The organism is Streptomyces aurantiacus JA 4570, from assembly GCF_000414115.1.
GTDB classification, from domain to species: domain Bacteria; phylum Actinomycetota; class Actinomycetes; order Streptomycetales; family Streptomycetaceae; genus Streptomyces; species Streptomyces aurantiacus_A.
In genome coordinates, this window is the sequence record NZ_AOPZ01000162.1 from 25048 (window position 1) to 33749 (window position 8702).

General features: G+C 73.7%; 4 protein-coding genes and 2 pseudogenes. 4 read left to right on the top strand and 2 right to left on the bottom strand.

From position 1 onward, the window contains the following. Positions 1 to 153 precede the first annotated feature (153 nt). Positions 154 to 756 carry a hypothetical protein gene (locus STRAU_RS39600; protein ID WP_037660066.1) on the top strand — a complete coding sequence of 201 codons (603 nt, stop codon included), beginning with the start codon at positions 154 to 156 and terminating at the stop codon, positions 754 to 756. A 274-nt stretch (positions 757 to 1030) separates the two neighbouring features. Beyond that, positions 1031 to 2047, top strand: a pseudogene (locus tag STRAU_RS39605) (chitinase); the annotation flags it as partial. On the opposite strand, the gene STRAU_RS17335 reads toward STRAU_RS39605, so the two are convergent. Both STRAU_RS17335 and gabT read right to left on the bottom strand, forming a co-directional pair. Continuing rightward, a complete protein-coding gene (locus tag STRAU_RS17335; RefSeq protein WP_310592252.1) occupies positions 2001 to 2693 on the bottom strand; it encodes a phosphatase PAP2 family protein in 693 nt (230 codons plus the stop codon). The pseudogene STRAU_RS39605 and the gene STRAU_RS17335 overlap by 47 nt on opposite strands. A 338-nt stretch (positions 2694 to 3031) precedes the next feature. Further along, complete coding sequence (gene gabT / locus STRAU_RS17340; protein ID WP_016641646.1) at positions 3032 to 4366, bottom strand: 4-aminobutyrate--2-oxoglutarate transaminase; 1335 nt, start codon at positions 4364 to 4366, stop codon at positions 3032 to 3034. 230 nt (positions 4367 to 4596) lie between these two features. Between gabT and STRAU_RS17345 the strand changes: the two genes are divergently transcribed. Both STRAU_RS17345 and STRAU_RS17350 read left to right on the top strand, forming a co-directional pair. Next, positions 4597 to 6723 (top strand): hypothetical protein, encoded by a 2127-nt coding sequence (locus STRAU_RS17345; protein WP_037660068.1) that lies wholly within the window; start codon positions 4597 to 4599, stop codon positions 6721 to 6723. Between the two features lie 324 nt (positions 6724 to 7047). Next, positions 7048 to 8672, top strand: a pseudogene (locus STRAU_RS17350) (PucR family transcriptional regulator). Positions 8673 to 8702: the final 30 nt, after the last annotated feature.

An 8702-nucleotide genomic window follows, 5' to 3' on the forward strand; every position in this document is an offset into this window, starting at 1 on the left:
TCCTGACGACGGCAAGGTCCACCGGCGTACGCCCGCCGCGTCCCGTGACCCGCTTCACTACCACTCAGTAGCCGAACCCGCGTAATGCTCGCCCCCAGGGCCCCTCTCCCTCGTGACACGCGTATCCGTGACACACGAGAGGAAGGTTGTGCCATGACGGGCTCGGGGCCTAAGTCGGCGGTGGAGTGGTTGGTGTCCGTGGCGCCCGATCCGGCGGCCTGCCGCTGGGAGTGGGAGCGCAACCCCCTCGGGGTCGTCCTGCTCCCGGCGGGCCGGCTCTGGGACGTGCTCATCCTGCCCGGCGAGCTGGGCTATCCCACGCTGGACGTGCTGACGCGGGTGGTGGACCGGCCCGGTCCGGTGCTCGCCGACTTCGGCGACTCCCGCATGGGGTTCTTCGTGCCCGCAGGGACGGTGGCGCGCTGGGTGGGGACGGGGGTGCGCGGCGCGGGCCGCGGCACCTGGATCGTCGTGCCCTTCCCGGGGCGGTCCACCGGCGGGGTGCGCTGGCTGATCCCGCCGGACGGCTCCGGCACGCTCGTCGACCCCGCCCTGCTGGAGCTCGCGATGCACGAGGCGGCGGCGTCGCTCGCGGGGGAGACGGGCGCGGGCGCCGGGAGTGCCGGGAGTGACGAGGGTGACGAGGGCTCGGGCAGCGACGGCCCCGGGCGCGGCGGGGACCCCGGGAGTGGCGGGGACCCCGGGAGTGGCGGAGACCCCGGGTGCGGCGGAGACCCCGGGAGTAGCGGGGAGTGAGCGGCGTGCCGACGCGGGTACCGCGCGGCGGGAGGCGGTGCTGCCCGAAACCTTGACAACCGCATTGGTCTGGACCATCTTGGGCGCGTCGCGCACGGCAACCTCCCCAATCCCCCCACCGCCGGAGGCAGTTGTGGACCGCTCACGATTCCGCTCACCCCTGCGCAGACCCCGACTTCTCACCGCGGCGGCGGCTCTCGCGCTCGCGGCGTCCGGCCTGCTGGCCGCGCCCGGCGCGGCGGATCCGAGGCCCGGGGACTCCCCGGCCCGCGCCGGCGCGCTGCCCGCGCACGCCCTCGTCGGCTATCTGCACACCAGCTTCGCCAACGGCTCCGGCTACACGCGCCTCGCGGACACCCCCGCGAGCTGGGACGTCATCGACCTGGCCTTCGGCGAGCCGACCTCCGCCACGTCCGGCGACATCCGCTTCGGCCTCTGCCCGAAGACCGAGTGCCCGAACGTCGAGACCAAGGACGAGTTCAAGGCCGCCGTCAAGGCCAAGCAGGCCCAGGGCAAGAAGGTCCTCATCTCCATCGGCGGCCAGAACGGCCAGGTGCGGCTCGCCACCGCGCAGGCCCGCGACAGGTTCGTCTCGTCCGTCTCCGCGATCATCGACGAGTACGGACTCGACGGCCTCGACATCGACTTCGAGGGCCACTCGCTGTCGCTGAACGCCAACGACACCGACTTCAAGAACCCCACGACCCCGGTGATCGTGAACCTCATCTCCGCCGTGAAGTCCCTCAAGGCCAAGTACGGCCCCGGTTTCACCCTCACCATGGCCCCGGAGACGTTCTTCGTGCAGCTCGGCTACCAGCACTACGGCCCCGGCCAGTGGGGCGCCGACCCGCGCGCGGGCGCCTACCTGCCGGTCATCCACGCCCTGCGCGACGACCTCACGCTGCTGCACGTCCAGGACTACAACTCGGGCCCGATCATGGGCCTCGACAACCAGTACCACCAGATGGGCGGCGCCGACTTCCACATCGCCATGACGGACATGCTGCTCGCCGGCTTCCCCGTCAAGGGCAACACCGCCAACGTGTTCCCGCCGCTGCCCCCGGAGAAGGTCGCCATCGGCATGCCCGCCTCGGTGAACGCGGGCAACGGCCATGTCTCCACGGCCGAGGTCAACAAGGCCCTGGACTGCCTGACGAAGAACACCAACTGCGGCACCTACCGGCCCCACGGCAAGTGGCCCGCCCTGAAGGGCCTGATGACCTGGTCCATCAACTGGGACCGCTTCAACAACTGGGAGTTCTCGAAGAACTTCGACAGCTACTTCGGGTGATCGTCAGGATCATGACCTGGAGCAGGATCCCGCCCAGGCACCAGCTCCCGAGGACGTCCAGCGGCCAGTGGTAGCCGCTGCGGACCAGGCCGAGGCCCACGCCGGCGTTCAACAGGGCGCAGCCGATGACCAGTTCACGGCGGGCGTAGGTGCCGGTCACCAGGGGGAGCAGGAGGAGGGTGGCCGCGCCGTAGGCGACCGCGGCGGTGGCCGTGTGGCCCGAGGGGTAGTAGCCGCTGCCGTCCATGCCGGGCGGGGCCGCGCGGTCGACGGCCAGTTTCAGGGGGATCACCAGGACCGGGACGGCCGCCATCGTGAGGACCGCGGTCAGGGGCGGCAGCCACCAGCGGAACGCGCCGGCGCGGCGCGCCCGCCAGGCGGTGCCCGCGGCGACCAGGGCGAGCACGGGCACCGCGACCGTCATATTGCCCAGGTCCGCGAGGAGTTCGGCGGCGGCTTCGGGAAGGCGGCTGTCGGCGAGGGCGCGGCCGACGCGTTCGTCGAGGCGGCGCGGCGGACCCTCGACGGCCGCCATCGAGGTGCACAGCGCGAAGAGGAGGACGCTGCCCAGCAGCAGCCAAGTGGTCGGCCGCCTCGGAACAGGGGGGGTAGTTCCGAGACGGCCGATGGGACCGGGCTGCCGCACGCCCCGGGGGGTTTGGGGCGGGCGGCCATCCGATCGGTGAGGAGTTCCGGAGCCATGGGCTCCAGGTGTGTGCGCGAAGGCACGCCCAGGGCGGGGCTGGGGAGGCTCCGACCCGGTGTCGCTCACAGTCTCCTGTGAGCGGGGTGTTTCTCTCATCTGCAGAAACCGTACGTCAGGAGTTGAAGGGCCAACAGCCGGAACGGCATCCCGTCATGGGGCTCCCACACGTTCTTCACAGCCCCTGACCGTCACCCCAGGTCATGGCTTCCACGGCGCGTGAGGTCCCCCTGTATGTCAGGGGTTGTTCCGGCTGTCCCGAAGCATACGGTCCGGTTCGCTCAGATCTCGGCGAACGCGGCCTCGATGATGTCCAGGCCCTCGTTGAGCAGCTCGTCGCCGATGACCAGCGGCGGCAGGAAGCGCAGCACGTTGCCGTAGGTGCCGCAGGTCAGGACGAGGAGGCCCTGCGCGTGGCAGGCCTTGGCGAGCGCGCCGGTCGCCGCCGGGTTCGGCTCCTTCGTGGTGCGGTCCGTGACCAGCTCGATCGCGATCATCGCGCCGCGGCCGCGGATGTCGCCGACGATGTCGTACTTCTCGGCGATCGCGGCGAGGCGGGCCTTCATGACGGCCTCGATGTTCTTCGCCTTGGCGTTGAGGTCGAGCTCCTTCATGGTCTCGATGGCGCCGAGCGCGCCGGCGCAGGCCACCGGGTTGCCGCCGTAGGTGCCGCCGAGGCCGCCCGCGTGCGCGGCGTCCATGATCTCGGCGCGGCCCGTCACGGCGGCGAGCGGCAGGCCGCCCGCGATGCCCTTGGCGGTGGTGATCAGGTCCGGGACGATGCCCTCGTCCTCACACGCGAACCACTGGCCCGTGCGGCAGAAGCCCGACTGGATCTCGTCCGCGACGAAGACGATGCCGTTGTCCTCGGCGAACTTCACGATCTCCGGCAGGAAGCCCTTCGCGGGCTCGATGAAGCCGCCCTCGCCGAGCACCGGCTCGATGATGATCGCGGCCACGTTCTCCGCGCCGACCTGCTTGGAGATCTGGTCGATGGCCTGCGCCGCGGCCTCGGGCCCGGCGTTCTCGGCGCCGGTCGGCCAGCGGTAGCCGTACGCCACCGGGACGCGGTAGACCTCGGGCGCGAACGGGCCGAAGCCGTTCTTGTACGGCATGTTCTTCGCCGTCAGGGCCATCGTGAGGTTGGTGCGGCCGTGGTAGCCGTGGTCGAACACGACGACGGCCTGGCGCTTGGTGTACGCGCGAGCGATCTTGACGGCGTTCTCGACGGCCTCGGCGCCGCTGTTGAACAGCGCGGACTTCTTGGCGTGGTCGCCCGGCGTCAGCTCCGCGAGCGCCTCGGCGACGGCCACGTAGCCCTCGTACGGCGTCACCATGAAACAGGTGTGGGTGAAGTCCTGCAGCTGGGCGGAGGCCCGGCGCACGACGGCCTCTGCGGAGGCGCCGACGCTCGTCACCGCGATGCCGGAACCGAAGTCGATCAGACGGTTGCCGTCGACGTCCTCGATGATGCCGCCGCCGGCGCGGGCCGCGAAGACGGGCAGCACGGAGCCCACGCCGGCGGCGACCGCGGCGCTACGGCGGGCCTGCAGCTCCTGGGACTTCGGCCCGGGGATGGCGGTGACGACGCGGCGCTCCTGGGGAAGGTCGGTCATGAGAGCTCCTGGGGGTGGGGTGTTGCGGACGTTCGACTACTTTCTTCGCAGGTTAGGGGCGGGGTAGGGGAGCGGGCATGCTCCACGGGGGAGATGTTGTGGGAGGGCGTTGTCCGTCGTGGACATAGCGACCGGTTGGCGCGATCGGCGCGGGTCCGGTCCCTGGGCCGCGTACGGGCACTAGATTGAGCCGCGAACCACTGGACAGGGCAGGTCAGGGGGCAAGGGCCATGACTTCCGACGGCACGCACGACGCACGCGGTACGCACGCCACGCCGGTGCGGGGCGGCTCCGCCGAGGGCGCGCGGTTGACGTATGTGCCGCCGCCTCCGGCGCGGGCGCCGGGCGCCGCGCCGGGGGCCGACGGCGAATCGTTCCTCGCCTGGCTGCGCACCCCGCGCCCGGGGGCCGCGCCCGGCGTCTGGCGGTTCGGGCATGTGCCTCGGCCGGAGCAGGAGCCGGAAGTCGTCCCGACTCGGCAACTCCTGACCGGGGCCGGTATCGCGTTCCTGGTGGGCTGGCTGATCTGGTCCTTGCTCAACAACGGATACCTCGGCAGCTGGTGGATCGTCCCCCTTGAGCTGTTCACGCCGGATTCCTGGCGCAGCAGCGAGAGCCAGGTCGTCAACCTCTTGGTGTGGGACGGGTACACCCTCCTGATCGTGCTCGCCATCATGATCGGCGTCGGCAAGATCGGCCGCTGGGACGAGGTCTGGCGCCGCTTCGTCGCACCGCGGCTGCGCCGTCCGGAGCCGGCGGAGCCGCAGCCCGCTCCCGAAGCGGACCCCGCCGAGTGGCCCAAGCTGCGCGCCGGTGGGGCCGGGCCCGCCGCCGATCGGCTGGCCGCCGATGCCCGTGCCGGGCGGATGCGCGACATCGACGTGGCCCGCATCGCCCGCGCCTGGCGCTCCGTCCGCTCCGGCAACAGCCCGCTCGCCGCCTTCACCGACGCCGTCGTCCGCGACGGCGCCGCCGCCTGCCCGCACCCCTCGGGCGACCGCGACCTGCCCCAGCGGGGCGCCCGGCACGACCTCGCCACCGCGCAGGTCCGGCTCGGCACGACGGTGGACGACCCGCGCAACCCGTACGCCTACCGGGGCACGGGCCTCGCGCTCGGGCCCGAGCTGATCGGCACCTCGCTGCTCGCCGTCGGTCCCGCCGGGTCCGGCAAGACCGGCACGGTGGTGTGGCCGCTCGCCGAGGCCCTGTGTCTGCAGGCCCTCGCGGGGCGCGCCGCGGTCGTCGTGGTGGGCGCGGCGGGCGCGGGCCTCGGCCCCGGCGACGCCTACGACGTGGTGGTGCGCGTCGGCCATCCGGACTCCGTGTACGACCTCGACCTGTACGGCGGCACGACCGACCCCGACGAGGCCGCCGCCGTGCTCGCCGAGGCGCTCGTCGGCGACCTCGTCGACCCGCACCCCGGCGCCGACAGCCGCCGCTCGACGACGGTCCTCGCCCAGCTCCTCGGCCCCTTCCACGCGGTCAACGGCCGCTTCCCCTCCGTACCGCAGCTGCGCGCCCTGCTCGACGGCGTGCCGGGACCGCTCGGCGAGCTCCGCAAGGCCCTCCAGGAGGCGGGGCAGGAGGCCATGCTGCGCGAACTCGACGCCCGGGAGCGGCAGTTGGGGCACCCGGGGGACCCGGGCGCGGTCCTCGCCGACCGCATCGCGCTGCTCGACCGGCCCGCGTTCGCCGCGTTCTTCGACACCTCGGGCCAGTCCACGCCCTTCTCGCTGCGCGCCCTGGACCACCCCGTGCGCGTCCGCATCGACCTGCCGGAGCGCGGGCACGCGGACGCCTCGCGGATCCTCGCGCGGCTCGTGCTCGCGCAGTTCACCGCGTCGGCCGCCGTACGCGAGGACCGCTCGCTGTTCGCCTGCCTGGTCCTCGACGACGCCACCGGCACGGTCACCCCGGAGGCGGTCCGCCGCATCCAGCGCCTGCGGTCCGCGAACGCGGGGGTCGTGATGACGCTGCGGACGCTGGACGACGCGCCGCGGCCGCTGCGTACGCCCCTCCTCGGCGCCGTCGGCTGCCGCATGGCCCTGTCCGGGCTCACCCCGTGGGACGGCCAGGACTTCGCGGACGTCTGGGGCAAGGAGTGGACGGAGGCGCGGGACGTCACCGACCGCCAGATCATCGCCGAGACCCCGGCCGGGAAGGCCGTGCACGTCCTGCGCCGCGTGATCACCGGCCGCGCGCCCACCGCCCGCGCGGTGACCGTCCGCCAGGTCGAGCGCGAGCGCTGGTCGGCCTCCGAACTGGCGCACGCGGTGCCGCCGGGGCACGCGGTGCTCTCGCTGACGGATGTGCGGGGGGAGCACGCGCCGCCGTTGCTGGTGGATCTGCGGGGCTGAGCCGAGGGGGCGTGAACGCGTCGCGAGTGCGCCCGCGGCGTGCGTTAAAGGCTGCCGTACATACCCCGCAAGCCCCCCGGGGCGACCGTACGGTGAGGCAGAATCGACCGTAGCCGTCATACGTGGCGGCCAAAAGATCAACAGGCGGGCGCCGGCAGCACGTGTCCGCAGCAGCACCAGCTCAGCGCACCCGCACCCGCAGCAGCACCCGCAGCAGCACCCGCAGCAGCAGCACCCGCAGCAGCACCCGCAGCAGCACCCGCACCCGCACCAGCCCGCGGTCCCAGCCGACCGGACTCCGCCGCCGTACGACCTGAAGGTCCCATGCCGCCCACGCTTGCCTCGCTCGTCCACCACTCCGCGCTCAAGCTCACCGTGCGCGCGGGCGAGGACCGCCTGGACACCCCCGTGCGCTGGGCCCACGTCAGCGAGCTCGCCGACCCCGTGCCGTACATGGAGGGCGGCGAGCTGCTCCTGATCACCGCGCTGAAGCTGGACGCGGAGGACCCGGAGACGATGCGGCGCTATGTGAAGCGGCTCGTGGGCGCGGGCGTCGTCGGGCTCGGCTTCGCGGTCGGCGTGAACTACCCGGACATCCCCGAGGCGCTGGTCGAGGCCGCGCGGGCGGAGGGGCTCCCGCTCCTCGAGGTGCCGCGCCGCACCCCCTTCCTCGCCATCAGCAAGGCCGTCTCCGCCGCGATCGCCGCCGACCAGTACCGCGCGGTGACCGCGGGCTTCGCCGCCCAGCGCGAGCTGACCAAGCAGGCACTGGGCGACGGCGCGCAGGGGCTGCTCGGCGCGCTCGCCGGACAGGTCGACGGCTGGGCCGCGCTGTACGACGCCTCGGGCGCCGTCGTCGCCACCGCGCCCGAGTGGGCCGCCCCGCCCCCGAGTGGGCCGCCCGCCGCGCCGCCCGGCTCACCGCCGACGTGGAGCGGCTGCGCGACCGCCCCGCGCCCGCGAGCCTCGTCGTGGCCGGCGCCGACGACCGGGTCGAGCTGCACACCCTCGGCACCGGGCGGCGGCCGCGCGCCGCGCTCGCCGTGGGAACGGCGTCCACCCTCGGGACGGCCGAGCGGTACGCCGTGCACTCCGCGATCGCCCTCCTCACCCTCACCACCGAGCGATCCCGCTCACTGCAGGCCGCGGAGGCCCGGATCGGTTCCGCCGTCCTGCGGATGCTCCTCGCCGGGGAACCGGACCACGCCCGGGCCGTCGCCGGTGATCTGTACGGCGAGCTGCTCGACGCCCCGTTCCGCCTGGTCGTCGCGGAGGCGGCGGGCCCGGCGGAGGCCGCGGGCGACGCGGCAGGGGCCGCCGAGGGCGCCTGGTCGGCGGGGCTCGTCGACGCCGTCGAGTCGGCCGCGGCGCGCTTCGGCGAGGCGCTGCTCGTCGTGCCCTACGGCGAGCGGCTCGTGCTGCTCGTCGCGGACGGCGGCGCGGCGCAGCTGGCCGCCGTGGAGTACGCCGCGTTCGTCGACGCGGGGCGGGCCGATGGCCGTGAGCAGGCCGAGGAGCCCGGGCCGCTCATGGGGCTCTCCGCCCCCGCCGGGCCCATCGCCGCGGCCTCCGCCTACAAGCAGGCCGAGCAGTCGCTGTCCGTGGCGCGGCGGCGCGGGCGGTGCCTCGTGGAGCACGAGGAACTGGCCGCCGGGTCTGTCCTCCCCCTGCTCGCGGACGACGCCGTGCGTGCCTTCGCCGACGGGCTGCTGCGCGCCCTGCGCGACCACGACGCCACCGGGCGCGGGGATCTCGTCGCCTCGCTGCGGGCGTGGCTCTCGCGGCACGGGCAGTGGGACGCCGCCGCCGCGGATCTCGGCGTGCACCGGCACACCCTCCGCTACCGCATGCGCCGCGTCGAGGAAATCCTCGGCCGCTCCTTGGACGACCCGGACGTCCGGATGGAACTCTGGCTCTCCCTGAAGGCAACGTCCACGCCGACCGACTGAGGCAACCAGGGGGCTCCGCCCCCTGGACCC

Bases quoted from the DNA above. Each gene is read 5' to 3' on its own strand.
- STRAU_RS39600 (WP_037660066.1), top strand. From the start codon at position 154: ATGACGGGCTCGGGGCCTAAGTCGGCGGTGGAGTGGTTGGTGTCCGTG.
- gabT (WP_016641646.1), bottom strand. From the start codon at position 4,366: ATGACCGACCTTCCCCAGGAGCGCCGCGTCGTCACCGCCATCCCCGGG.
- STRAU_RS17345 (WP_037660068.1), top strand. From the start codon at position 4,597: ATGACTTCCGACGGCACGCACGACGCACGCGGTACGCACGCCACGCCG.